The organism is Pseudomonas rhodesiae (assembly GCF_007858255.1).
In the GTDB taxonomy this organism is placed as follows: Bacteria; Pseudomonadota; Gammaproteobacteria; order Pseudomonadales; family Pseudomonadaceae; genus Aquipseudomonas; species Aquipseudomonas rhodesiae.
Map to the genome: position 1 here is coordinate 498397 of NZ_VFEU01000001.1, position 25239 is coordinate 523635.

16 protein-coding genes, 2 tRNA genes and 3 rRNA genes are annotated in these 25239 nt (G+C 58.6%); 12 read left to right on the forward strand and 9 right to left on the reverse strand.

Annotation, left to right across the window (positions count from 1 at the left end; genetic code table 11):
- Positions 1 to 267 precede the first annotated feature (267 nt).
- The 8 genes from FIV35_RS02165 to FIV35_RS02200 all read left to right on the forward strand — a co-directional run bounded on the left by FIV35_RS02165 (position 268) and on the right by FIV35_RS02200 (position 9268).
- A 16S ribosomal RNA gene (locus FIV35_RS02165) occupies positions 268 to 1804 on the forward strand.
- An 81-nt stretch (positions 1805 to 1885) separates the two neighbouring features.
- Positions 1886 to 1962: transfer RNA gene (locus tag FIV35_RS02170), tRNA-Ile, on the forward strand.
- A 30-nt stretch (positions 1963 to 1992) separates the two neighbouring features.
- A tRNA-Ala gene (locus FIV35_RS02175) sits at positions 1993 to 2068 on the forward strand.
- Between the two features lie 247 nt (positions 2069 to 2315).
- A 23S ribosomal RNA gene (locus tag FIV35_RS02180) occupies positions 2316 to 5207 on the forward strand.
- Positions 5208 to 5362: 155 nt separating this feature from the next.
- Positions 5363 to 5478, forward strand: a 5S ribosomal RNA gene (rrf, locus tag FIV35_RS02185).
- Together the 16S, 23S and 5S rRNA genes with 2 tRNA genes alongside form the textbook arrangement of a ribosomal RNA operon.
- A gap of 224 nt (positions 5479 to 5702) precedes the next feature.
- On the forward strand, positions 5703 to 6362 hold the full coding sequence (locus FIV35_RS02190; protein ID WP_034136764.1) for a paraquat-inducible protein A: 660 nt from the start codon (positions 5703 to 5705) through the stop codon (positions 6360 to 6362).
- A complete protein-coding gene (locus FIV35_RS02195; RefSeq protein ID WP_034095740.1) occupies positions 6349 to 6972 on the forward strand; it encodes a paraquat-inducible protein A in 624 nt (207 codons plus the stop codon). Before FIV35_RS02190 ends, FIV35_RS02195 begins: the two co-directional genes overlap by 14 nt.
- Positions 6965 to 9268 (forward strand): PqiB family protein, encoded by a 2304-nt coding sequence (locus FIV35_RS02200; protein WP_034136765.1) that lies wholly within the window; start codon positions 6965 to 6967, stop codon positions 9266 to 9268. Before FIV35_RS02195 ends, FIV35_RS02200 begins: the two co-directional genes overlap by 8 nt.
- A 144-nt stretch (positions 9269 to 9412) precedes the next feature.
- Here the strand turns inward: FIV35_RS02200 and mksF are convergent, their stop codons facing one another.
- From mksF to mksB, 3 genes are read right to left on the reverse strand one after another with little or no spacing between them, the layout of a single operon-like run.
- Positions 9413 to 12253, reverse strand: coding sequence for an Mks condensin complex protein MksF (gene mksF, locus FIV35_RS02205; RefSeq protein ID WP_034136766.1), 2841 nt, complete (start codon positions 12251 to 12253; stop codon positions 9413 to 9415).
- Positions 12250 to 12957 (reverse strand): Mks condensin complex protein MksE, encoded by a 708-nt coding sequence (gene mksE / locus FIV35_RS02210; protein ID WP_034136767.1) that lies wholly within the window; start codon positions 12955 to 12957, stop codon positions 12250 to 12252. Before mksE ends, mksF begins: the two co-directional genes overlap by 4 nt.
- Positions 12947 to 14224: an Mks condensin complex protein MksB gene (gene mksB / locus FIV35_RS02215; protein ID WP_017529959.1), complete on the reverse strand. Its 1278-nt coding sequence runs from the start codon at positions 14222 to 14224 to the stop codon at positions 12947 to 12949. The genes mksE and mksB overlap by 11 nt, the downstream gene beginning before the upstream one ends.
- A 186-nt stretch (positions 14225 to 14410) precedes the next feature.
- Between mksB and FIV35_RS02220 the strand changes: the two genes are divergently transcribed.
- Together FIV35_RS02220 and rimI are read left to right on the forward strand one after the other, a co-directional pair.
- On the forward strand, positions 14411 to 15154 hold the full coding sequence (locus FIV35_RS02220) for a hypothetical protein (RefSeq protein WP_052198902.1): 744 nt from the start codon (positions 14411 to 14413) through the stop codon (positions 15152 to 15154).
- Positions 15147 to 15599 (forward strand): ribosomal protein S18-alanine N-acetyltransferase, encoded by a 453-nt coding sequence (rimI, locus tag FIV35_RS02225; RefSeq protein WP_034136769.1) that lies wholly within the window; start codon positions 15147 to 15149, stop codon positions 15597 to 15599. The genes FIV35_RS02220 and rimI overlap by 8 nt, the downstream gene beginning before the upstream one ends.
- Before the next feature lie 56 nt (positions 15600 to 15655).
- Here rimI and FIV35_RS02230 read toward each other — a convergent pair whose 3' ends face one another.
- A complete protein-coding gene (locus tag FIV35_RS02230; protein WP_034095747.1) occupies positions 15656 to 16060 on the reverse strand; it encodes a hypothetical protein in 405 nt (134 codons plus the stop codon).
- Between the two features lie 138 nt (positions 16061 to 16198).
- Here FIV35_RS02230 and can point away from each other — a divergent pair, with 138 nt between their 5' ends.
- A complete protein-coding gene (gene can, locus FIV35_RS02235; RefSeq protein WP_010213394.1) occupies positions 16199 to 16843 on the forward strand; it encodes a carbonate dehydratase in 645 nt (214 codons plus the stop codon).
- Here the strand turns inward: can and FIV35_RS02240 are convergent.
- The 4 genes from FIV35_RS02240 to FIV35_RS02255 all read right to left on the reverse strand — a co-directional run bounded on the left by FIV35_RS02240 (position 16840) and on the right by FIV35_RS02255 (position 22129).
- On the reverse strand, positions 16840 to 17361 hold the full coding sequence (locus FIV35_RS02240) for an SET domain-containing protein (RefSeq protein ID WP_034136770.1): 522 nt from the start codon (positions 17359 to 17361) through the stop codon (positions 16840 to 16842). The two genes, can and FIV35_RS02240, sit on opposite strands and share 4 nt — an antisense overlap.
- A 145-nt stretch (positions 17362 to 17506) precedes the next feature.
- Positions 17507 to 18676 carry a hypothetical protein gene (locus FIV35_RS02245; protein WP_034136771.1) on the reverse strand — a complete coding sequence of 390 codons (1170 nt, stop codon included), beginning with the start codon at positions 18674 to 18676 and terminating at the stop codon, positions 17507 to 17509.
- 105 nt (positions 18677 to 18781) lie between these two features.
- The gene (locus FIV35_RS02250; RefSeq protein ID WP_034136772.1) at positions 18782 to 20485 is read right to left on the reverse strand and encodes an acid phosphatase; all 1704 of its coding nucleotides are present in this window, start codon (positions 20483 to 20485) and stop codon (positions 18782 to 18784) included.
- Between the two features lie 225 nt (positions 20486 to 20710).
- Positions 20711 to 22129 carry a short-chain fatty acid transporter gene (locus FIV35_RS02255; protein ID WP_034095752.1) on the reverse strand — a complete coding sequence of 473 codons (1419 nt, stop codon included), beginning with the start codon at positions 22127 to 22129 and terminating at the stop codon, positions 20711 to 20713.
- 185 nt (positions 22130 to 22314) lie between these two features.
- Here FIV35_RS02255 and FIV35_RS02260 point away from each other — a divergent pair, with 185 nt between their 5' ends.
- A complete protein-coding gene (locus FIV35_RS02260) occupies positions 22315 to 23604 on the forward strand; it encodes an MFS transporter (protein ID WP_034136773.1) in 1290 nt (429 codons plus the stop codon).
- A gap of 3 nt (positions 23605 to 23607) precedes the next feature.
- Here FIV35_RS02260 and FIV35_RS02265 read toward each other — a convergent pair whose 3' ends face one another.
- A complete protein-coding gene (locus FIV35_RS02265; protein ID WP_034111653.1) occupies positions 23608 to 24978 on the reverse strand; it encodes a GntT/GntP/DsdX family permease in 1371 nt (456 codons plus the stop codon).
- Positions 24979 to 25239: the final 261 nt, after the last annotated feature.

Below are 25239 nucleotides of genomic sequence, written 5' to 3' on the forward strand. Positions count from 1 at the left end.
AAGTTGTTGAAGAAATCTTCTAAAACTTCTGAAAATAATCACTTGACAGCAAATGAGGCTGCTGTAGAATGCGCGCCTCGGTTGAGACGAAAGATCTTAACCAACCGCTCTTTAACAACTGAATCAAGCAATTCGTGTGGGTGCTTGTGGAGTCAGACTGATAGTCAACAAGATTATCAGCATCACAAGTTACTCCGCGAGAAATCAAAGATGTAACCAACGATTGCTGAGCCAAGTTTAGGGTTTCTTAAAAACCCAAAGATGTTTGAACTGAAGAGTTTGATCATGGCTCAGATTGAACGCTGGCGGCAGGCCTAACACATGCAAGTCGAGCGGTAGAGAGAAGCTTGCTTCTCTTGAGAGCGGCGGACGGGTGAGTAATGCCTAGGAATCTGCCTGGTAGTGGGGGATAACGTTCGGAAACGAACGCTAATACCGCATACGTCCTACGGGAGAAAGCAGGGGACCTTCGGGCCTTGCGCTATCAGATGAGCCTAGGTCGGATTAGCTAGTTGGTGGGGTAATGGCTCACCAAGGCGACGATCCGTAACTGGTCTGAGAGGATGATCAGTCACACTGGAACTGAGACACGGTCCAGACTCCTACGGGAGGCAGCAGTGGGGAATATTGGACAATGGGCGAAAGCCTGATCCAGCCATGCCGCGTGTGTGAAGAAGGTCTTCGGATTGTAAAGCACTTTAAGTTGGGAGGAAGGGCCATTACCTAATACGTGATGGTTTTGACGTTACCGACAGAATAAGCACCGGCTAACTCTGTGCCAGCAGCCGCGGTAATACAGAGGGTGCAAGCGTTAATCGGAATTACTGGGCGTAAAGCGCGCGTAGGTGGTTTGTTAAGTTGGATGTGAAATCCCCGGGCTCAACCTGGGAACTGCATTCAAAACTGACTGACTAGAGTATGGTAGAGGGTGGTGGAATTTCCTGTGTAGCGGTGAAATGCGTAGATATAGGAAGGAACACCAGTGGCGAAGGCGACCACCTGGACTGATACTGACACTGAGGTGCGAAAGCGTGGGGAGCAAACAGGATTAGATACCCTGGTAGTCCACGCCGTAAACGATGTCAACTAGCCGTTGGGAGCCTTGAGCTCTTAGTGGCGCAGCTAACGCATTAAGTTGACCGCCTGGGGAGTACGGCCGCAAGGTTAAAACTCAAATGAATTGACGGGGGCCCGCACAAGCGGTGGAGCATGTGGTTTAATTCGAAGCAACGCGAAGAACCTTACCAGGCCTTGACATCCAATGAACTTTCTAGAGATAGATTGGTGCCTTCGGGAACATTGAGACAGGTGCTGCATGGCTGTCGTCAGCTCGTGTCGTGAGATGTTGGGTTAAGTCCCGTAACGAGCGCAACCCTTGTCCTTAGTTACCAGCACGTAATGGTGGGCACTCTAAGGAGACTGCCGGTGACAAACCGGAGGAAGGTGGGGATGACGTCAAGTCATCATGGCCCTTACGGCCTGGGCTACACACGTGCTACAATGGTCGGTACAGAGGGTTGCCAAGCCGCGAGGTGGAGCTAATCCCATAAAACCGATCGTAGTCCGGATCGCAGTCTGCAACTCGACTGCGTGAAGTCGGAATCGCTAGTAATCGCGAATCAGAATGTCGCGGTGAATACGTTCCCGGGCCTTGTACACACCGCCCGTCACACCATGGGAGTGGGTTGCACCAGAAGTAGCTAGTCTAACCTTCGGGGGGACGGTTACCACGGTGTGATTCATGACTGGGGTGAAGTCGTAACAAGGTAGCCGTAGGGGAACCTGCGGCTGGATCACCTCCTTAATCGACGACATCAGCTGCTCCATAAGTTCCCACACGAATTGCTTGATTCATTGAAGAAGACGAAAGAAGCAGCCCGAAATTGGGTCTGTAGCTCAGTTGGTTAGAGCGCACCCCTGATAAGGGTGAGGTCGGCAGTTCGAATCTGCCCAGACCCACCAATTTTGTGTGGGAAACGCCTGTAGAAATACGGGGCCATAGCTCAGCTGGGAGAGCGCCTGCCTTGCACGCAGGAGGTCAGCGGTTCGATCCCGCTTGGCTCCACCACTACTGCTTCTGTTTGTATAAAGCTTAGAAATGAGCATTCCATCGCGTGGATGGTGAATGTTGATTTCTAGTCTTTGACTAGTTCGTTCTTTAAAAATTTGGGTATGTGATAGAAAGATAGACTGAACGTTACTTTCACTGGTAACGGATCAGGCTAAGGTAAAATTTGTGAGTTCTCTTAGTTGAGAAATTCGAATTTTCGGCGAATGTCGTCTTCACAGTATAACCAGATTGCTTGGGGTTATATGGTCAAGTGAAGAAGCGCATACGGTGGATGCCTTGGCAGTCAGAGGCGATGAAAGACGTGGTAGCCTGCGAAAAGCTTCGGGGAGTCGGCAAACAGACTTTGATCCGGAGATGTCTGAATGGGGGAACCCAGCCATCATAAGATGGTTATCTTGTACTGAATACATAGGTGCAAGAAGCGAACCAGGGGAACTGAAACATCTAAGTACCCTGAGGAAAAGAAATCAACCGAGATTCCCTTAGTAGTGGCGAGCGAACGGGGACTAGCCCTTAAGTGGCTTTGAGATTAGCGGAACGCTCTGGAAAGTGCGGCCATAGTGGGTGATAGCCCTGTACGCGAAAATCTCTTAGTCATGAAATCGAGTAGGACGGAGCACGAGAAACTTTGTCTGAATATGGGGGGACCATCCTCCAAGGCTAAATACTACTGACTGACCGATAGTGAACTAGTACCGTGAGGGAAAGGCGAAAAGAACCCCGGAGAGGGGAGTGAAATAGATCCTGAAACCGTATGCGTACAAGCAGTGGGAGCAGACTTTGTTCTGTGACTGCGTACCTTTTGTATAATGGGTCAGCGACTTATTTTCAGTGGCGAGCTTAACCGAATAGGGGAGGCGTAGCGAAAGCGAGTCTTAATAGGGCGTCTAGTCGCTGGGAATAGACCCGAAACCGGGCGATCTATCCATGGGCAGGTTGAAGGTTGGGTAACACTAACTGGAGGACCGAACCGACTACCGTTGAAAAGTTAGCGGATGACCTGTGGATCGGAGTGAAAGGCTAATCAAGCTCGGAGATAGCTGGTTCTCCTCGAAAGCTATTTAGGTAGCGCCTCATGTATCACTGTAGGGGGTAGAGCACTGTTTCGGCTAGGGGGTCATCCCGACTTACCAAACCGATGCAAACTCCGAATACCTACAAGTGCCGAGCATGGGAGACACACGGCGGGTGCTAACGTCCGTCGTGAAAAGGGAAACAACCCAGACCGTCAGCTAAGGTCCCAAAGTTATGGTTAAGTGGGAAACGATGTGGGAAGGCTTAGACAGCTAGGAGGTTGGCTTAGAAGCAGCCACCCTTTAAAGAAAGCGTAATAGCTCACTAGTCGAGTCGGCCTGCGCGGAAGATGTAACGGGGCTCAAACCATACACCGAAGCTACGGGTATCACGTAAGTGATGCGGTAGAGGAGCGTTCTGTAAGCCTGTGAAGGTGAGTTGAGAAGCTTGCTGGAGGTATCAGAAGTGCGAATGCTGACATGAGTAACGACAATGGGTGTGAAAAACACCCACGCCGAAAGACCAAGGTTTCCTGCGCAACGTTAATCGACGCAGGGTTAGTCGGTCCCTAAGGCGAGGCTGAAAAGCGTAGTCGATGGAAAACAGGTTAATATTCCTGTACTTCTGGTTATTGCGATGGAGGGACGGAGAAGGCTAGGCCAGCTTGGCGTTGGTTGTCCAAGTTTAAGGTGGTAGGCTGAGATCTTAGGTAAATCCGGGATCTTAAGGCCGAGAGCTGATGACGAGTGTTCTTTTAGAACACGAAGTGGTTGATGCCATGCTTCCAAGAAAAGCTTCTAAGCTTCAGGTAACCAGGAACCGTACCCCAAACCGACACAGGTGGTTGGGTAGAGAATACCAAGGCGCTTGAGAGAACTCGGGTGAAGGAACTAGGCAAAATGGCACCGTAACTTCGGGAGAAGGTGCGCCGGTGAGGGTGAAGGACTTGCTCCGTAAGCCCATGCCGGTCGAAGATACCAGGCCGCTGCGACTGTTTATTAAAAACACAGCACTCTGCAAACACGAAAGTGGACGTATAGGGTGTGACGCCTGCCCGGTGCCGGAAGGTTAATTGATGGGGTTAGCTAACGCGAAGCTCTTGATCGAAGCCCCGGTAAACGGCGGCCGTAACTATAACGGTCCTAAGGTAGCGAAATTCCTTGTCGGGTAAGTTCCGACCTGCACGAATGGCGTAACGATGGCGGCGCTGTCTCCACCCGAGACTCAGTGAAATTGAAATCGCTGTGAAGATGCAGTGTATCCGCGGCTAGACGGAAAGACCCCGTGAACCTTTACTATAGCTTTGCACTGGACTTTGAATTTGCTTGTGTAGGATAGGTGGGAGGCTTTGAAGCGTGGACGCCAGTCTGCGTGGAGCCATCCTTGAAATACCACCCTGGCAACTTTGAGGTTCTAACTCAGGTCCGTTATCCGGATCGAGGACAGTGTATGGTGGGTAGTTTGACTGGGGCGGTCTCCTCCTAAAGAGTAACGGAGGAGTACGAAGGTGCGCTCAGACCGGTCGGAAATCGGTCGTAGAGTATAAAGGCAAAAGCGCGCTTGACTGCGAGACAGACACGTCGAGCAGGTACGAAAGTAGGTCTTAGTGATCCGGTGGTTCTGTATGGAAGGGCCATCGCTCAACGGATAAAAGGTACTCCGGGGATAACAGGCTGATACCGCCCAAGAGTTCATATCGACGGCGGTGTTTGGCACCTCGATGTCGGCTCATCACATCCTGGGGCTGAAGCCGGTCCCAAGGGTATGGCTGTTCGCCATTTAAAGTGGTACGCGAGCTGGGTTTAGAACGTCGTGAGACAGTTCGGTCCCTATCTGCCGTGGACGTTTGAGATTTGAGAGGGGCTGCTCCTAGTACGAGAGGACCGGAGTGGACGAACCTCTGGTGTTCCGGTTGTCACGCCAGTGGCATTGCCGGGTAGCTATGTTCGGAATAGATAACCGCTGAAAGCATCTAAGCGGGAAACTAGCCTCAAGATGAGATCTCACTGGAACCTTGAGTTCCCTGAAGGGCCGTCGAAGACTACGACGTTGATAGGTTGGGTGTGTAAGCGCTGTGAGGCGTTGAGCTAACCAATACTAATTGCCCGTGAGGCTTGACCATATAACACCCAAGCAATTTGAGTCGAAAGGCCAGATTGCGGTGTGTGAAGACGCAATGAACCGAAAATTCGATGCTCACAAAACACCGATAGCTGTCACATACCCAATTTGCTGAAGCGAGGCCAACCAAAAGGTCACGAGTCAGTACCCGAATTTCTTGACGACCATAGAGCATTGGAACCACCTGATCCCATCCCGAACTCAGCAGTGAAACGATGCATCGCCGATGGTAGTGTGGGGTTTCCCCATGTGAGAGTAGGTCATCGTCAAGATTAAATTCCGAAACCCCAATTGCGAAAGCAGTTGGGGTTTTGTTTTGCGCGCTCGAAAAGCCGTGGGCATCATCAGCGCCGACTTCGGTGCTAGGAAGCTCTATTAGACATATCTTTTAATCAGCCCAAGAGCACCGCCAAATCGCCCGACAAATTTGCACAGTTATTTCTGAACCAGACCACTAGAATAGGCACCTAACCATTTTTAGAGTCAGAGCCCTACTATGCCTGATCCGGTTGATGCCACAGAGGTGTCGGATTTACCGCTGGACGACCTGGTGGCCTGCCATGAGTGCGACCTGCTGATGCGCAAACCCGCGCTCGCTCTTGGCGAAAAAGCCCAGTGCCCACGTTGCGGTTACGAGCTGTACGCTCACCGACATAAAGTGGTTGAGCGAAGCCTTGCCTTGGTACTTGCTGCACTGTTGTTGTACATCCCTGCGAACTTTCTGCCGATCATGCAGCTCAATCTACTGGGTCAGTCTTCAGAGGACACCGTGTGGAGCGGCGTTGTCGGTCTCTTCGACACGGGCATGCAGGGTGTGGCCATCGTGGTGTTCCTGTGCAGCATGGGCATTCCCTTGCTCAAGTTGCTGTGTCAGTTAGCCGTGCTGCTGAGCATACGGTGGAACATCGGCCGCAGTTATGGCCTGCTGCTCTATCGTATTTACCACCACTTGAGAGATTGGGGGATGCTGGAGGTCTACTTGATGGGCGTACTGGTGGCGATCGTCAAGCTCGCTGACATGGCGTCCATCACGATTGGCCTGGGCCTTGGCTGTTTTGTCAGTTTGTTGATGGTTCAGGTCCTGCTTGAGGTGGTGATGTCGCCCCACCAGATCTGGCAAGCGTTGTCAGGGGAGGATGATCATGCGGGCGATTGATGCGGGCATTCTGATTTGCACCGAATGCCATGAGTTGAATAAGCAAGAGCCAGATGTCGATGAGCAAGTGTGCAGCCGCTGTGGCGCGCTGGTTCATGCTCGCCGCCCTGATAGCCTTACTCGTACTTGGGCGTTGTTGATTACCGCCGCTTTGCTCTACATCCCTGCCAATATGCTGCCCATCATGACGGTCAACTCCTTGGGGCAGGGCGATCCCAGTACCATCATGGCCGGTGTTATCCAGCTGGTGCAGCACGGTATGTACCCGATTGCGGCAGTGGTATTCATTGCCAGTATTCTTGTGCCGACATTCAAGCTGGTGGGTATCGGTCTGCTACTGTTCTCGGTGCAGCGCCATCAACCACTCTCGGCGCAACAACGTATCGTGATGTACCGTTTTATTGAATTCATTGGCCGCTGGTCCATGTTGGATATCTTCGTGATCGCCATCCTCGTGGCGGTCGTAAACTTCGGACGACTTGCCAGCGTTGAGGCCAACCTCGGCGCTGCGGCGTTCGCCAGTGTGGTGATCTTGACGATGCTTGCCGCTGTAACTTTCGATCCCCGACTGATTTGGGATAACACGGAGTCGGACGACGACCATGAGTGACTTGCCTAAAGCTAAAACCCGCCCTGCTTCCAACTGGTCAGCCATATGGGTGTTGCCTCTGATTGCCCTGATTATCGGCGGATGGCTGGGGTGGCGTGCTTACTCCCAGCAGGGCATCGAAATCCAGGTGCGCTTTGAAAGCGGCGAGGGCATCCAGGTCAACAAAACCGAAGTGGTTTATAAAGGCATGCCCGTGGGCAAGGTCAAAGCCTTGGCACTTGATGACGAAGGCAACAATCGCGGGGTGATCGCCACCATCGAGATGGGTAAGGACGTCGAGCAATACCTCAAAACCAACACGCGCTTCTGGCTGGTCAAGCCCAGCGTCAGTCTCGCGGGCATCACCGGTCTGGAAACCCTGGTATCAGGCAACTACATCGCTGCCAGCCCTGGTGATGGCGAACCCACTCGCAAATTCAAGGCGCTCTCCGAAGAACCGCCTCTGTCCGACGCCAAGCCCGGCCTGCACCTGACCGTCAAAGCCGACCGCCTCGGCTCACTCAACCGGGGCAGCCCGGTGTTCTACAAGCAGATCCAGGTGGGTCAGGTCAAAAGCTATCTGCTGTCCGAAGACCAAAGCACCGTTGAGATCAAACTCTACATCGAGCCGACTTACGCGCACCTGGTGCGCAAACACACGCGTTTTTGGAATGCCAGCGGTATCAGCATCGACGCTAACCTCTCCGGCGTCAAAGTGCGCAGCGAGTCGCTTTCCAGCATCGTGGCCGGTGGTATCGCCTTCGCCACGCCAGAAAATCGCAAAGACAGTCCACCCACCGATCCAAGCCTGCCGTTCCGCTTGTACGAAGATTTCGACGCGGCCGCCGCCGGTATTCGTGTGAAGGTCAAGCTGGCTGACTTCGAAGGCCTGCAAGCGGGGCGCACGCCGGTCATGTACAAGGGCATCCAGGTCGGTAGCCTGAAAACTCTGAAGATCGATCCGGATCTGTCCAGCGCCAATGCGGAATTGACCCTCGACCCCTTGGCTGAAGATTACCTGGTGCAGGACACGCAGTTCTGGGTGGTGAAACCTTCCATCTCCCTTGCCGGCATTACTGGTCTGGAAGCCTTGGTCAAAGGTAACTACATTGCCATCCGCCCTGGTGACAAAGGCAGTGCCCCGCAACGTGAGTTTGTCGCGCGGGCCAAAGCGCCGCCGTTGGACCTGCGTTCTCCGGGCCTGCATATGGTGTTGTTCACCGACAACCTGGGCTCCCTGGATGTCGGCAGCCCGATCCTTTACAAGCAGGTCAAAGTCGGTTCGGTGCAGAGCTATCAATTCTCGCGCAAGAGCAAGCAACTGGTGATTGGCGTTCACATCGAGAAGGAATACGAAAACCTCGTCAACGGTTCGACTCGGTTCTGGAATGCCAGCGGCGTCACTCTGACCGGCGGCCTGACCGGCGGTATCCAAGTAAAAAGTGAGTCCCTGGCGAGCCTGATGGCCGGCGGTATCGCTTTCGAAACCCCGCAAGCAAACGTTCCGCTGAAAAAACGTATCCCTCGTTTCCGTCTGTTTGCTGACCGTGAGGCCGCCAATCAACATGGGACCCTCGTCACCATCAAGGTCGACCGCGCCGATGGCCTGCGCCCAGGAACCCCGGTGCGTTTCAAGGGCTTGGATGTGGGCAAGATCGAGAGTGTCGACCTGAGTGCCGATATGCAGTCGGTCATGCTCAGTGCGCGTATCACCCAAGTGGCCGATCGCGTCGCGCGCGTCGGCAGTCAGTTCTGGGTGGTCAAGCCTGAGTTGGGCCTGATGAAAACGTCCAACCTCGACACCCTGGTCACCGGTCAGTACATCGAGGTGCAACCGGCGGCGAAAAATGCCGGCCCGCAGAAAAATTTCGTCGCGCTGAATCAACCGCCGGAAGTCGTGAACCAAGAAGCTGGTTTGAGACTGGTCCTGAGCGCAGCGCGTCGCGGTTCGCTTAAGGAAGGCGTGCCGGTTACCTACCGTGAAGTCACCGTGGGTAAAGTCACCGGTTACGAGCTGGGCCAGACCGCCGACCGTGTGTTGATCCATATCCTGATTGAACCCAAGTACGCGCCGTTGGTGCGCAGTGGCAGCCGTTTCTGGAACACCAGTGGGTTCGGGATCGACTTCGGCCTGTTCAAAGGCGCAACGGTACGCACCGAGTCCCTGGAGACTCTAGTGGCGGGTGGTATTGCATTCGCCACGCCGGAGGGTGAGCGCATGGGTAACGCCGCGCGTGCCCAACAAACCTTTCCGCTGTTCGACAAGTTCGAAGATGAATGGCTGACCTGGGCGCCCAAGATTCCACTGGGCAAATAAACCGAGGCGCGGCAATCGGGGGCAAGCCGCCTCCCACATAAATCAGGATGTGGGAGGGCTTGCTCCCGACAAGAGCCTCAACGCAACCACAAAAAAGGCCGCGATCCATAAGATCGCGGCCTTTTTGCATTTCAGTGCAACCGGTCAGACTTCATCCAGCTCCGGTTCATCCGCCTGCACGTTTACCGTGGCCTTCACCACATCACGACGACGGATGTACTTCCAGTCCGCCTCGTCGATGTAGATACCATTCGGTCCGCTACCGCCTTCCAAGTCGATAGCCACCTGGGCGGAAACCTGGGGTTTCACACTCGCCAGGATCGGCACGAAGCCCAACTGCAAACTGGTTTCCAGCAGCGCGGCCTGGTTCTTCTCGTCAATATCCGCCGCTTCATCCAGGTAGTACGGCAAACGCACACGACCGGCCTGGTCGCGGTCCATCAAGTGCAGCAACAAATACATGTTGGTCAGCGCCTTGATCGTCATGGTGGTGCCGTTGGACGCCGCGCCATCGATATCGGTGTGAATCACCGGCGGGCCGTTGACCTTAGTGATTTCGAAGGCCAGCTCGAACAGATCCTTGAGACCCAACTGGTTATGGTTGGCGGCCACCAGGCGAGCCAGGTATTCCTTGGCTTCTTCGTTCTTGTTGTCCTGCTCGGCGCTCTGGCTGAGATCGAACACCGACAGGGTTTCGCCTTCTTCGTATTGACCGGCGCTGTGGATGATCTGGTCGATATGCTTGAGCGCTTCCTTGTTCGGTGCCAGTACGATGCGGAAGCTCTGCAGGTTGGACACCTGACGCTTGTTGATCTCGCGGTTGAACAGCGCCAGTTGGTGTTCCAGGCTGTCGTAGTCGCTGCGTATATTGCGCAAGGTGCGCGCGATATCGGTGACCGCCGCACGGCGTGCCTTGCCCAGGGTCAGAGCTTCATCGGTGCGGTGGGCATAGGCGTTGATCAGCAATTGCAGGCGACGTTCCACATCATCCTCGCTGTCGAATTTGGCCACACCCTTGAGGCGCACCTGAGCGTACAGCGCTTCGATCTGACCATCGGCGCGCAGCAGGCCCTGCCAACTGTCCTGATAGTCATTGAGCAGCGGCAGCAGGTTGTCCATGGAATCGTCGATAGGGTCCATGAACGGCGTGCCGAACGGCAAGTCCGCAGGCAGTAACTGACGACGACGCAACGCGTCATCCAATGTGCGTTGCTTGGCTTCCATGTCGCCGATTTGACGCCCGACCAGTTGCAGCTTGGCCGACAGTTGCTGGACCCGTTCGGTAAACGCGTCGCTGGAGCGCTTCAACTCGTCCTGGGCCGCTTCCATCTGCGCCAGGCTTTCCAGCTTCTCACCTTCTTCAGCGCTCAAGGTCTGCGCGCGACGGAAATCCTCCAAGGCTTTCTGTGCGTCCAGCACCTGCTGGTACAGCGCTTCGGTCTGGGTTTTGCTCGCGGCGCGGTCAGCTGCCACGGCTTGCTGGGTTTTGAGCTGCTTGAGTTCTTTTTCCAAGCGCTCTTTCTGGTCGCGCAACGCCGCACGGTCTGCCAAAGCCTGCAATGCCGGCGGTTCGATGTGGGAAATGTCGATAGACAACCCCGGTACTTCAAAGCGCTCGCCCTTGAAGCCATCAAGGATCTGCTCCAGGGATTTAACCCACAGACCATCCTCATCCAGCGTGATGCCATGCTCGCCCAACGGCAGGCTGAACAACGAACTGTTGAACAGTCGCATCAGACGCTCGACATCCTGCTGTGAGAATTCTTCGCGCAGCTTGGCGTAGCTGTTGTTGTCCGCATGGTCTAGCTGCTGCTTGACCGACTTCAGGCGCTTTTCCAGGTCACGCAAGCGCTCGTCCAAGTCTTCGGCGCTGAACTGTCGCGACTGCGCCAGCGCGCCCGCGAGTTCGTCGTGAGCATCCTTGGCTGCGAGCAATTGCTGCTCCAGCACTTTCACATCGTCCACCAACGCGAAGCGATGTTTGAGCACCGACAATTCACCCAGCCAACGCTGGATGCCGCTGATCTCCCGCTCCAGGCGCATCAGCTCTTGAGTGCCGCCGCGCTGGTCGTTCTGCAGCGCATCCTGTTCGTTGCGGTAATGCTCGGCCTGGATGGTCAGCTCTTCCTTGCGTGCACTGGCGTAGTCCGACCAGGTGCCCAGCAGCGAATCCAACAGTGGCGACAGGCGATGCAGTTTGCCGCGCAGGATGTCGCGGTGCTTCACGCCATTGGCCAGGGCTTCGACCAGCGGCCCGGCGGCCACCAGGGCGTTGTAGTCCTGTTCCATGCGTCGCACATCGCGGAAGGCTTCTTCGCACGCGGCGATGTAATCCACACTGCCGGAACGCAGGCTGTGTTCAAACGCATCGAGGAACAGCTGCTTGAGCTTGGCCGCGGTGATTTCGCGCATGTGCAGCAGGTTGATAAACAGCGCGCGGAAGGTTTTCAGGCTCTGCTCGCTGGTGGAGCGCAGCGGGATCAATGTCAGGTCCAGCGGGATCGATGTGTGACCGCCGACCAGCAAACGCCGCAGTTCATCCGGCTTGAGTTCGTAAGCCTTGAGGCCCTCGCGCTCAAGGTTGGTGAACAGTTCTTTCTGACGCAGGCAGGTGTCGTTTTTCTGGTAGTGGGCCAGGTCGAGTTTGCCGGCATAGGCAAAGAATTGGTGGCCGAAACCACCGCCCGGCCCGCGACCGACCACACCGATCACATGCGGGCCGTGGGGCAGGGAGACTTCCACGAGGATGTAGCTGGTGTCGCTGGCAAAGTAGAAACGTCGCGATTGTTCCAGGGTGTACTTGCCGAAACTCATGTCCGACATGCGTGCCAGGATCGGGAACTGCAGGGCGTTGATCGAGGCGGACTTACCCAGGTTGTTCGCGCCGTACACCGACAGCGGCTCTTCCAGCGGAAACAAGCCCAGGCTGTAACCGGCGGTGTTCAATAGGGCGAAGCGGCGGATGCCGTAGCGTTCCTTACTCATGCGTCGGTCTCCTGTTCTTCGGCAATGGCGCGGGCCAGGGCGTCTTCTTCGCTCTCGTTGTCAAACTCGCTGAGGTCCAGCGGGTCATCGGTCTTCAGCAGTTTCTCATCGCTGTCTTCGTCGATGATCACCGGCACCGGCAGAGGCAAGACGCTGTGCACACTGGCTGCCAGGTCGCGGTCCTGCTGCACCGACAGGCACACGTCGAGGAAACGGTGCATCGGCGGCAGGAAGCGGTACACGCCGTTGTCTTCGCTGGCGAATCCGAGCTGGGTCATGCGGCGCATGATTTTTTCTTCGAGTTCTTCCTGGGTCTGCACTTCGGCCTGGATAAACAGGTCGCGGTACTTTTCAAGCAGCGACGGCAGTTCGTCGCGGCCCAGGCTGCCACCGTCCAGCACAGCGATTGGGTCGCGGCCCTGGTCGGCCAGGTGCTCGACAATGATGAAGGTGAACAGCGCCAGGCGCTGCGCCGTTTTGTTGACCTGTGCGGCAGCCACGGCGGTGTCGGGCACGAAGTAGTAGAAGCCCCGAGTGTCGCAAACCAGCTCAAAGCCCAGGGCCTTGAACAACGTGCGGTACTGGTCCTGGAAGTTCGACAGTTGGGCGTACAGCTCCGGGTCGCGGCGGCTGACATGGTAACCCTTGAACAGCTCGCGGAAGATCGGCGCCAGCTGGGACAGTTCGGATAGATCAAGATGCATGAGGAGTGCTCGCAGAATGCTCGGCCGCGTCAGGCGTGGCCGGGAGCAGGGCGAAGGAGCGCAGGCTGACCTGGTGCTCGTGGGTGTGATAGTCGCGACGTTCCAGGCGTTCGCGCTTGAAGCGTTTTTCGCGGGACAGGCGCGAGAACCAGTACAGCAATTCGTCGGTGGCGCCGTCCGGTTCCTGCTCCAGCAGCCAGGTCATCAAGTCTGGCATCGGCAACGCGTCTTCGCAGCGTTCGAGCATCTCTTTGACCGTGCGCGGCGCGCGTTGGGCTTCGCCCTTGTGGGACTTGTGAGCCTTGGGAAACCGCGCAGGCTTGGGCTCGAAATTCGCCAGGGCATACACATAGGCTTCGACCTGGCTCGCACTGCCCAGGAACGTGCTTTGCGGTCGGGTAAACATCGGCATTGCCGCTTGCGGCACCGCGTCCAGGCCCTTGCGTCGAATGGCCGACAAGGCCAGCGCCGCGCCACGGGTCACGGCGTTGTGCCGGCGCGCTTCTTCACGCAGCGGCAGCAGCAGTTCCCGCGCATGGCGCAAGGTCAGTTGGGCGCTGGTCTGCATTTCGAGGATGCGCGCGTGGGTACGCAGCAGCATGTCATCGTCCACCAGATGGCCGAGGCGCTGCTGTTCGGTGAGCAGGCGCAACAGCACGTTTTCCACTTTGCGCACGCCTTGTTCGAAGGCGCCGTCGGCGTTCACCAGTTGGATCATCGGTTCGACGTATTCGTCCCAGGTCGCCAAGACCTCGGCGTAACGCTGGCGCAACGGGATCTGCCGGTCACTGGTCTTGGCGCGGTCGGCCACGGCGGCCAGGGCCTGTTCGTCGTTGGCGAGTTTCTTCAGCACGTCGCGCACGCGCATGTCGAGCAAGCGCAGCTGGCGGGCCAGGTCGTGGCCGTCGCGGATGTCGAAGGCGTCCTGGATATAACCGGCCAGGCGCTCAAGGTGGCGCAGGTAGGCTTCGATCTCCAGGCACAGGCCCAGCCGGTGCTCCTTGCGAAGATAGGCCAGGAAATCGTGGATCTGCGCGTTAAGCTCGAAGCGATTCGGGCTCTTGGCCACAGGTACGAGGATGTCGAGGCGAATCCACACGTCCAACAGGCTGGTGATGTCCTGGGGCGTGCTGTCCAGTTGTTGGGCGGCCAGTTGCGCGCGCAGCTCGCCGAGGCTCAGGGTGCCTTGGTCGAAGTGTTCGCACAGTGGCTCAAGTAAGGCCCAGTGTTCGGCGAGGGCGCGCAGGACGCGCTTGGGTTCGATCATGGGAATGGCCGCTGGTTGGCGATTAAAAGTCGCGATTGTACTGCATCGGACGGGGGATTTATCCACAGCCGGTCAGTGTGCAGTGGGCGATTGTGAGCGAACAGCGGTAGAATCCCCGCTCTTTACTTATCCACAAGTGGCCGAGCTGTGCTTATCGAGTCCCGACGTCGCGCTTACTTGACCGCCATGCAGGTGGTCAATTGGCTGCCCCGTACCGAACTGCCGTTTGCCGCACCGTCGCGGCCCGAGTTGCTGCAAGCGCTTGAGCCCGACGCGGTGTTCGAGTCTTCGGGGGAGGAAGCGGCCCCGCCGGTCGCGGTGATCAAGTCTGCGCCCGAGGCACGCCCAACGGTGGAGCGGGCCAAGATCGAAGTCCCGCGGCCCTCGCCAGTGGCCAAGCCGGCCGTGGTCGAAGAGGCTGCGCCGGTGGTCAAGGCGCCGGTGGTGCCGCCGCCGCGTTTTGCCCTGCAATTGCTGCGCGCCGGGCGTTGCCTGCTGCTGGTGGAGCTGCCCACCGGCGAGCGCTTCCAGACCCGCGACCCGGCCTACCTATTGCTCAAGGACATGCTGCGCGCCGCCGGCCTGCCCGACAGCCCGCAGATCGTCGGCGACCCGGTGCGCTGGCCGCTGCTGACGCGCGGCACCATGGATCAAGGCCCCGAGGCTGCGCGCGACTTCGTGCAAGGCTTTGTGGCGGCGCGCCTGGAAGACGAGCCCAGCGTGTGTGTGTGGTTGATCGGCCTGCCTGCTGTGCGTTTTGCCGGTGAAGCCAACGCCGAGGCGTGGTATCGCGAGCTGCAGGTCGACAGCCTGGGCTCGGTATGGGCCCTGCCGGGCCTGGAACTATTAATGGAAGAGCCACAGCGTAAGGCTGATGTCTGGCAAGCCATGCGCCGGCTGATGGCGCGCTGGAAAACAACCGATGAGTGAGGCTTTATCCTTCCGCCCGATGACCGAGGCCGACCTCGACGCCGTGCTGAAAATCGAATATGCGGCGTTCAGTCATCCCTGGACCCGTGGGATTTTTCTCGATGGGCTGGGCAGGTACCAGATCTGGTTGATGTTCGAAGGCGAGCAGCAAGTGGGGCACGGTGTGGTGCAGATCATTCTCGACGAGGCGCATTTGCTCAATATCACCGTCAAGCCGGAAAACCAGGGCCGCGGTCTGGGCCTGGCATTGCTCGAACACCTGATGTCCCGCGCACATGCCGCGAACGCGCGGGAGTGCTTCTTGGAAGTGCGGGACAGCAACACCGCAGCGTTCCGGTTGTACGAGCGCTACGGTTTCAACGAAATCGGCCGTCGCCGGGATTACTACCCGACCGTGGGTGGCCGGGAAGATGCGGTGGTCATGGCCTGTACTCTGGTCGACTGACCACCCGAGCCAATGTGGTAGGGGTTAAGCCGACTCCCACAGGTGAACCGCGCCAGTCAGCGTTTGCCACCTATAGGGTCGATATCCGCCAGTTCTGCCTCATCCAGTCCATTCCCACCGCCGATATCGTCCTCGTCTACAACACTGAGATCGAAATCGGCAGGGCTGTCTTCCCCGGCCTCTCGCGCATCCCGCGCGCCGTCTTCGTGGATCAGGGTTTCCGGGCTCATGTCGTCGTCGGTGGCTTCATGATCGTCGGTGGAGGCTCCGGTCATCCCGGCTTCACGCACGCGTTCATCAGGCATCAGGTGTTCGCGCTCGCCACGGGGGATTTCGTCGCCGATTTCTGCGCTGGGTGCCTCGTCGTCGAAATCCAGCTCGCGCATTGAGCCCATGCGGTCTTCGTTGTCATCAATCGGTTCGGGCTGGGTAGCGCCGTAGGGACGTCGTGATTCAGTCATGGCCAATCCTCATACTGTGGGGCATATAGTGTGTGGACAGGCACCGCGCCCGAAAGATTCAAGCTAATTGCCGCGCGGCGTGACCTGGACGAGTGGTCGTGTGTCACACAGCTGCGCATCATTCCTGAGGCTTTCCTGATGAACGAACTACAAGACCTGCTTGATAACAACGAACGCTGGGCGGATGCGATCAAACAGGAAGATCCCGAATTCTTCGCCAAGCTCGCCCGCCAGCAAACCCCGGAATACCTATGGATCGGCTGTTCCGATGCACGGGTGCCGGCCAACGAGATCGTCGGCATGTTGCCGGGCGATCTGTTTGTGCACCGCAACGTGGCCAACGTGGTGCTGCACACCGACCTCAATTGCCTGTCGGTGATCCAGTACGCGGTCGATGTGCTCAAGGTCAAACATATCCTCGTCACCGGCCACTATGGCTGCGGTGGCGTGCGGGCTTCGATGCAGGACCGCCAGTTCGGCCTGATCGATGGCTGGCTGCGCACCATTCGCGACCTTTACTACGAAAACCGTGACCTGCTGGCCCAGTTGCCGACCGAAGAGGAGCGCGTCGACCGCTTGTGCGAGTTGAACGTGATTCAGCAGGTGGCCAACGTCGGTCACACCAGCATCGTGCAGAACGCCTGGCATCGCGGGCAGAGCCTGTCGATCCACGGTTGCATTTACGGCATCAAGGATGGCCGCTGGAAGAGTTTGAACACCACCATCAGTGGCTTCGAGCAACTGCCGCCGCAATACCGCCTGCGTCCGTTGGGCGAAGCCTAAGGCCGCTTGCGTTCGCGCCATCGAGCCATGAACGCCTGCCCTTCGGCGTTCAGTGGCTCATCGCGACCGGTGATCCAACCCCGGCAGTTCAACTCGCCGCACTGGCAGGCGAATTGCCGGAACAGCACGTCTTCGGTGTTGGCGTAATCGCGGGTCAGTGGGGCGCCGGCAGGGATGTCGCACAAGGTCCAGACTTCCAGGTAATGCAGGTCGAGAAACACATTCGGCGTGCAGGAGTGCGGGAACAGGCCGCTGAACCAACCATCGTAAAGATGAATGCGCGACGACAGTTGCAGGGTATGCAAGCGCCGCTCACTCAAGGCGTAGCCCGATATCTTGGCGATGCAAACGCGGCTTTCGAACGGTACGCGCGCAGTGATCCGCATGGTCAGCCCATCGGCCGATGGCACGACGTCGAAGTCGCGTGTGGAGGGGTAGTCGTTTCCAAGCGCGGGCTTGAACGGGTAAAGACAGTCACTTCTGGCGTTTTTAGCCTTAGCCATGGCCTGAGTCTTCATAACTCTCCTTGGTCAGGCTGCATCGACTCCGTTGGTGGCTGACGACCAGTCTTGCAGCAGATGGGCTCCGGGCAAGACTCGCTGATGTTGGATCCGATTTCTACTGTCAAATCTGACAGTAGAAATCGGCTGTTTTTTGTGCCTTTTACAGCGCTGGCGCCGTGATCGTGGGGGTTGGCGCCGGTTCCTTCAGCTGTTTTAGATGAGTTTTGATCGGCGGCGTGGCGCATTTGGCATTGGCTTGTTCCGGCGTCAGCTTGCGTACCGAGGTGTAGAACAGCTCACAGGTCTGCTCCTTGCGCGTGACTTGCCAGGTATTCATGCAGGCTTTGAGCAACACATTCGGGTCGCTGGCCGGTTTCTGCCCCATACCGGCCTGCCAGCAGGCGGCACTCAAATCCTGGCCCATGACTTTCAAACCTGCCTCATCGGCCTTCTGCTCGTTGCCGTCATAGGTCGCCGGGTCGGCGGCATACCAAATGTAGCTGGGGTGGTTGGAGCCCAGCACCGATACGTTCTGGCCGGCGGCCGGGCTGATCTGCGCCAGGCCGAGCACGCCCACGGTTTGCCCATATTGCTGCTTGATCCAGTTACGCACCGGTGCGCCGAACGCCACCATCGGCAGCGCTCCGTTGGGCAACAGGCTCAGCTCCTTGACCATACGCGTCTGGTAGTCGGTGAAGTAGCTGTAGACCGCCTCCAGGTCTTTACCGGCGTTGGACGGCGCGGCGATGGGGGCGATATCGATAATGGTCTGATAGGCCGGAGTCTCGGTGGCGGGGACGCCATTATCGGTGAGCAGCGTCGCCCAGCGGTCGGTAGTGGCCGATTCCAGGTAGTCCTGGGCCTGAGTCAACGAGTAGTCCGGCGGGAAGTGCAACAACTCGATGCTCTTACGGTTCTCCAAGGCCATGCCCAGCGGCAGGAACAGGTACCAGTTATAGGCCCACTTGCCGTCGCTGTTGAGTTTGCTGGCGCCCTGATACGCCAGGTCGGCGGTGTCGAGCAGGGTGGTCAACGGTTGACCATAGGTGTCCGGCACACCACTGAACGTCGCCGTGAGCTGGCCGTCATGGCTTTTCACGCTGACTTTGGCGCGGCTGTAACCGTCGCGTTGCAAGCTCTGGTTCAGGTAATGCTCGGCGGTCTGCTCCAGTGTCCATGGCCGAAAACAGATCACATTGCAGTTATTGGGAAACGCGAATAATTGGGTGACGCGTTGCGTGCTGCCCAAAGGTACTTCGATATCGGCCTGCACGACCGCACTGGCCATCAGTGCGGCCAGGGTCAGGGACAGCCTGGTCGATTTGAACATAATTGATTCCTTGTCAGCGAAAGCCCGTCTGCGCGGGATGAAGGCCCACTTGCACACAGTAGCGGCTGACCAGGAAAACCGCGTGCTAAATCGCCAAGGGTGTCGCTATTGGATAAGAAACTGCAGGGCGTTGCTTAGATCGCCCATCGGTGCCTGACCGCGCGCAACCATGGCGTCATCGCGCTGCTTGAGGCCGGGCAGGGTCTCCAACTGGAATACCCGGGTGATCAGGCGCAGGATCGATGCGGTGTCGTATACCGTATGGTCCACGGTGCCCTTGCGCGCAAACGGCGACACCACCAGCGCCGGCACCCGACTGCCCGGCCCCCAGCGGTCGCCCTTAGGCGGCGCGACGTGGTCCCACCAGCCGCCGTTTTCATCGACGGTCACCACCACCACCATGTTTTTCCATTGGGGACTTTCCTGCAGCACCTTCAAGACACGCGCGATATGGCGATCGCCCGAAGCCACATCGGCATAACCGGCGTGCATGTTCAGGTTGCCCTGGGGCTTGTAGAACGTCACCGCCGGCAGCTTTCCGGCTTGTGCATCGGCCAGGAACTTGTTGGTACTGGACTCATCGCCCAACCCACCATCACGTAGACGTTTGCTGCGTTCCGCCGGGTTCTGCGGCCCCTGTTGCTTGAAGTAATTGAACGGCTGATGGTGGTACTGGAAATTAGGGATCTTCGGGATACCGCCCGAGTCCTTGAACTGATCCAGCGTCGCCTGCCACGCCCCGGCGTACCAGGCCCAGTCGATATTCTTTTGCGACAGCTTGTCGCCGATGTGTTCGTGGGTCTGCGGCACCAGCACATTGGGCAGGTCGGGCTTGGAGTAATCCGGGTTTTGCGGGTCGCGTATCCAGGTCGGCCAATAGGGCGGGGCCAGGGTATTGACCGCGTAACCGTCCGGGGTCAGTGCGCTGGGACCGAACTGCGGCGGGCCGCTCATCGCGCTGGCCGGAGAATTGTCCAGCGGCTTGAGGCGCGTGTCGGTGGGGTCATCGCTTTGCAACGTGGCGATCTGCGATTTAGCCACCGATTGTGCGGCGTTCGGGTACACCGGCGCGGTGGCGCTGATCAGGTATTGGTGGTTGAGAAACGAACCGCCAAACGCACCCTGGAAGAAGTTGTCGCAGAGCACGAACTCTTTGGCTACATCCCACAGGCGCAGGGAATAACGGCTCTGGGCGTAATGGCCCATCACCAGCCCGCCGGCGTCGGCCCAGGCGACAAAACCGTCGTTCTTGCCACCGTTGATCTGCATCTGGTTCTGGTAAAACACATGCCATAGATCGCGGGTCACAAGGCTCAACGGCAAGTCTTCGGCATTCGGGCCCTTGAGGGCGAAAGGTGCGTTGGGCAGGTTTTCCTGGAATTGCACTGTGTTGGGGTAGGTCACCCCGTCCACGCTTTGCGGCCCGACCTGCAGCACACCGCCCCAGGCTGGAGGCAGGGTGGCCAACAGGCTGCCGTCGCGGTCGCGTTGCTGGTATTGGGCGGCAGACAGCGCCGACAGCGGTTTCTCCACGCCGGGGAAATCCGCAAACAAATTATTGAAGCTGCGGTTTTCGGCGTAGATCACCACCACGGTTTTAACCTGGTCGCGCAGGGCTTTGTCTAGCTCCTGCGGGGTCAGTGGCCGTGTCTGGGGTGGGTTTGGCCCTTCGCCGGTGTGGCCGCAGCCGCTCAAGGTAGCGCCCACCCCCAGTACCGCCGCGCCTCCCAGGAAGCGCCGACGGCTGGTGTCCACGGGCGGTTGAGTTACGGAATCGGTGGAAGGGCGGTCTTCGTGCTCGTCGCTCATTGCGGGGGAGTCCTGGCGAGATGTTGCAAGATGTTTCGCAGGACGGTAGCAGGGGGAGATGACGGAACCAAGACAACAGCGCGACCTGCCGGAGCTGCGAGGCCCTGTGGGAGGGGGCTTGCCCCCGATGACGGCCTGACAGTCGACTAGAATTTCGCATCATATACCGGCTGGCGCGTCTGACCGACTGCGCCCGTTGCAATAACTGGCGCAGTCCCCAATCGCCTACGGCATCACCGGCGGCAAATACGCCAGCGTGGTCCCCAGTGCCCACAACAAAAACAACACCAGCGGCGTGTGCACCAGCAATTGCACGAACGAGAAACCGATCAAATCCCTCGCTTTAAGCCCCAGCACGCCCAATAGCGGCAGCATATAGAACGGGTTGATCAGGTTCGGCAGCGCTTCGGCGGCGTTGTAGATCTGCACCGACCAGCCCAGGTGGTACTGCAGATCGTTGGCCACTTGCATCACATACGGTGCCTCGATGATCCACTTGCCGCCGCCCGACGGAATAAAGAAGCCCAGCACCGCCGAGTACACACCCATCAGCAGCGCGTAGGTGTCGTGGGAGGCAATGGAGGTGAAGAACGTTGAGATATGGTGCGCCAGGGTCTGGCCGTCGCCGCCCTTGACCACCGTCATCAGCGCGGCGATCGAACCGTACAACGGGAATTGGATCAGCACCCCGGTGGTGGTCGGCACCGCGCGGGCCACGGCATCCAGGAAGCTGCGCGGGCGCCAGTGCAACAGCGCACCGACCATGATGAACAGGAAGTTATAGGTATTGAGCCCCGAGATGGCACTGATCGCCGGCTTGGTCGAGAACTCATGGAACAGCCAACCGGCGGCCAGCAGCGCCAGCAGGATGGTCAGCAGCGGGCTGTGTTCCAGCCATTCGCCGGGGCGCGTCGGCGCCTGTGGCTTGGGCAGGTTGAAGGCCGGGTCGACGCCGCAAGCCTGGGCGTCGCGGGCGCTGTTCGGGCCGGGGGCGGTGGCGTAGGCGATGATCAGCGACACCACGATCAGCGCCAGCAACAGCACACCGGACTGCCACAGGAAGATCGTCTCGGTGAAGGGGATCATCCCGGTGATCGCCAGGATCGATGGCGGCAAACTGCCTGGGTTGGCCTGCAACTGCGCGGCTGACGACGACAACCCCAGGGCCCACACGGCGCCCAGGCCCAGGTAGGCGGCCGCACCCGCCGCGCGGTAATCCATGCGCAGATCAGTGCGCCGGGCCAGGGCGCGTACCAGCAACCCGCCGAACACCAGGGACAAGCCCCAGTTCAGCAGCGACGCGACCATGGAAATCAGCGCCACCCACGCTACGGCCGAGCGGCCGTTCTTGGGGATGCGCGCCAGGCGGTCAATCAGGCGCACCGCTGGCGGTGAGCTGGCGACCACATAACCGCCGATTACCACAAAGGCCATTTGCATGGTGAACGGGATCAGGCTCCAGAAACCATCGCCAAAGGCTTTGGCGGCGTCGGTCGGGGCGGCGCCCATGCCCAGGGTCGCCACGGCCACGATGATCACCGCCAGTGCGGCGAACACCCAGGAGTCCGGGAACCAGCGTTCGGCAAAGTTGGAGCAGCGCAGGGCAAATCGGGCATAGCGGCTTTCTTCGATAGCGTCGGCCACGAGTCATTCCTCTTGTCGTTATTATGGGTTTGGCAGTTTTCCGGCATGTTCCGCTACGGCCATTGATATGGGAATGCAGTTATCTTCATCGATCCATGAGGAAAACAAATATATCTGCCGCGATTGCCATGATCCGGTTCAACTCATAACCTGCACGCCATTTTGTTTGTCTGCCGAGCCATTCCATGACTGCCACCTCTGTCGCACAGGCGCAGCGCTTTTCCCGCTCCGACTACAAAACCCTGGGCCTGGCCGCCTTAGGCGGTGCCTTGGAAATCTATGACTTCATCATCTTTGTGTTTTTCGCGCTCACCCTGAGCCAACTGTTCTTCCCGCCGGAAATGCCCGAATGGCTGCGTCTGCTGCAAAGCTTCGGCATCTTTGTCACCGGCTACCTCGCGCGCCCGCTGGGCGGCATCCTGATGGCGCATTTTGCCGATCACCTGGGGCGCAAACGGGTATTCAGCCTGAGTATCTTGATGATGGCCTTGCCTTGCCTGCTCATCGGGATCATGCCCACCTATGCCCAGATCGGTTATTTCGCACCACTGATCCTGCTGGCGCTGCGAGTGCTGCAAGGCGCGGCGGTGGGCGGTGAAGTGCCCAGTGCCTGGACCTTCGTCGCCGAGCACGCGCCGCGTAACCATCGCGGGTATGCCCTCGGTTTCCTACAGGCGGGGCTAACCTTCGGCTACCTGCTCGGCGCCCTGACCGCAACGCTGCTGGCGCAAGTCTTTACAGCTGCTGAGATCCTCGACTACGCCTGGCGTTTCCCCTTCCTGCTCGGCGGCGTATTCGGAGTAATCGGCGTTTGGCTGCGCCGTTGGCTCAGTGAAACGCCAGTCTTCCTGGAGATGCAGGCGCGTCGCCAAGCCGCTGCCGAACTGCCGCTGCGCACCGTATTGCGTGACCACCGCGCGGTGCTGCTGCCGGCGATGATCCTCACCTGCGTCCTCACTTCGGCAGTGGTGGTGCTGGTGGTTATCACCCCGACCATGATGCAAAAAACCTTCGGCATGAGCCCCAGTCACACCTTTGCGTTAAGCGCGCTGGGCATCGTGTTCCTCAATGTCGGTTGCGTGCTCGCCGGCCTGCTGGTGGACCGCATTGGGGCCTGGCGCGCGGTGCTGGTCTACAGCCTTTTGCTGCCGGTGGGAATTGCGTTGTTGTACGCCAGCCTCATCGCCGGCGGTGTGTGGCTGGGTGCGGCGTATGCCGTGGCGGGCTTGAGCTGTGGCGTGGTGGGCGCTGTGCCGTCGGTGATGGTTGGTCTGTTTCCGGCGCCGGTGCGGGTATCGGGTATTTCCTTTACCTACAACATCGCCTACGCGCTGTGGGCCAGCACCACCCCGTTGATGCTGATCGCATTGATGCCCACCAGCCCGTGGATTTGCGTGGGCTACTGCGTGGTGATGGGGGCGGTGGGAGTGGGCAGTGTGGCGCTGTTTGGCAAGCGCCACACCTTGATGGCCTGAGGGTCAGGTCAAGAAGTGCCAGAGCAGCAACGTGCCGACCAGGCCGACCACGGACACGATGGTCTGCAGCACTGACCAGACCCAGATAGTCTGCTTGAGCTGCAGCCCGAAGTATTCGCGTACCATCCAGAACCCGGCATCGTTGACGTGGCAGAAGAACACCGAGCCGGCACCGATCGCCAGGGCCACCAGTGAGCTTTGCGTCGCCGCCAGGCCCGCCATCATCGGTGCCAAGATGCCCGCGGTTGTGGTGGTGGCGACGGTGGCCGAACCCGTGGCTTGGCGCAACGCCACGGCGATCAGCCAGGCCAGCAGCAGGTAGGGCATGTGTGCGCCTTCGGCAACTTTGCTGATGGTCTGGCTAACGCCTGCGTCGAGCAGGGTTTGCTTGAGGCCGCCACCGGCGCCGATGGTCAACAGCAACACCGCAATCGGCGCGAGGGCCTTGCGCAAGGTATTGCCGACCTCAGCCCGCGGCATGCCGGCGGCCCAGCCCAGGCAGATCACCGCGCCAATCACCGCCAGGCCGAGGGCGATCAGCGGTTCGCCGAGGAATTTGAGCGTCAGGCCGGCGCTGCTGTCGGCGGGCAACGCAACCTTGGCCAAGGTGCTGCCGAGCATCAGAATCACCGGCAACAGGATGATCAGCAACGACACGCCAAAGCCCGGCTGGCGCGGGGCCTTGGGCGGTGCGCTGAACAGCGCGCCGATATCGGCAGGTTCATCCACATGCAGGCGCTTGGACAACCAGTTGCCATAGATCGGCCCGGCCAGCATCACCGCCGGCACCGCCAGGCAAAAGCCCAGCAACATGGTCAGGCCCAGGTCGGCGTGCAACGCGCCCACCGCTATCAACGGCCCCGGATGGGGCGGCATCAGGGCGTGCAACGTGGTCATACCCGCCAGCGCCGGGATGGCGATTTTCAGCAAAGGCTGGTTTGAGCGCTTAGCCATGACAAAGATGATCGGCACCATCATCACCAAGCCCACTTCGAAGAACAGTGGCAAGCCGATCACCATCGCTACCAACGCCATGACCCACGGTAATGACTTGCCCTTACCCAGCCCCAACAGCGTGGTGGCGATACGGTCGGCCGCGCCGGACTCGGCCATCAGTGCACCGAGCATCGAGCCCAGGGCGATGATAATTCCAGCCTCCCCAAGGATCGCCCCGGCGCCTTTACTGAAGGCCTTAGCCACCTCTTCCGGCGGCAGGCCGGCGCCGACCCCAGCGATAAAGGTGCCGATCAAAATCGATAGGAACGGCGGTAACTTGGTCGCGCTGATCAGCACGATGATGCTGGCGATAGCCAGTAAGACGCAAAACATAAGGCGAGTGTCGTGAACCATCCACGCAGCAGTCGATAACTCCAAAACGGAACTCCTTATCGAACAGGTTGGGGGAATTGTTTCTTTTTGTTTCCTGCGTGCAAAAGCATACCTGATCGCCCGATGGCGCCACAGGAAGCTGCGCTGGATCAACGATGTTTCATCTTTCCAATATTTAGGGATGGTCTGAAGTAGCCATGTATTTCCCCGGCATACCACCTAGCGCAACTTTTAAACTCGCCAAATGATCAAAAAACAATCAATTCGACGAGTATTTCTTACGTTTTCGCCACCCGGACCCCACTC

Excerpts from the sequence above, each read along its gene's own strand:
- FIV35_RS02260 (WP_034136773.1), top strand. The coding sequence starts at position 22,315 with ATGACTGCCACCTCTGTCGCACAGGCGCAGCGCTTTTCCCGCTCCGAC.
- mksB (WP_017529959.1), bottom strand. The coding sequence starts at position 14,224 with ATGATCGAACCCAAGCGCGTCCTGCGCGCCCTCGCCGAACACTGGGCC.
- rimI (WP_034136769.1), top strand. The coding sequence starts at position 15,147 with ATGAGTGAGGCTTTATCCTTCCGCCCGATGACCGAGGCCGACCTCGAC.
- FIV35_RS02220 (WP_052198902.1), top strand. The coding sequence starts at position 14,411 with ATGCAGGTGGTCAATTGGCTGCCCCGTACCGAACTGCCGTTTGCCGCA.
- can (WP_010213394.1), top strand. The coding sequence starts at position 16,199 with ATGAACGAACTACAAGACCTGCTTGATAACAACGAACGCTGGGCGGAT.
- FIV35_RS02195 (WP_034095740.1), top strand. The coding sequence starts at position 6,349 with ATGCGGGCGATTGATGCGGGCATTCTGATTTGCACCGAATGCCATGAG.
- FIV35_RS02245 (WP_034136771.1), bottom strand. The coding sequence starts at position 18,676 with ATGTTCAAATCGACCAGGCTGTCCCTGACCCTGGCCGCACTGATGGCC.
- FIV35_RS02240 (WP_034136770.1), bottom strand. The coding sequence starts at position 17,361 with ATGAAGACTCAGGCCATGGCTAAGGCTAAAAACGCCAGAAGTGACTGT.
- FIV35_RS02190 (WP_034136764.1), top strand. The coding sequence starts at position 5,703 with ATGCCTGATCCGGTTGATGCCACAGAGGTGTCGGATTTACCGCTGGAC.
- mksF (WP_034136766.1), bottom strand. The coding sequence starts at position 12,253 with ATGAGTAAGGAACGCTACGGCATCCGCCGCTTCGCCCTATTGAACACC.
- FIV35_RS02200 (WP_034136765.1), top strand. The coding sequence starts at position 6,965 with ATGAGTGACTTGCCTAAAGCTAAAACCCGCCCTGCTTCCAACTGGTCA.
- FIV35_RS02250 (WP_034136772.1), bottom strand. The coding sequence starts at position 20,485 with ATGAGCGACGAGCACGAAGACCGCCCTTCCACCGATTCCGTAACTCAA.
- FIV35_RS02230 (WP_034095747.1), bottom strand. The coding sequence starts at position 16,060 with ATGACTGAATCACGACGTCCCTACGGCGCTACCCAGCCCGAACCGATT.
- mksE (WP_034136767.1), bottom strand. The coding sequence starts at position 12,957 with ATGCATCTTGATCTATCCGAACTGTCCCAGCTGGCGCCGATCTTCCGC.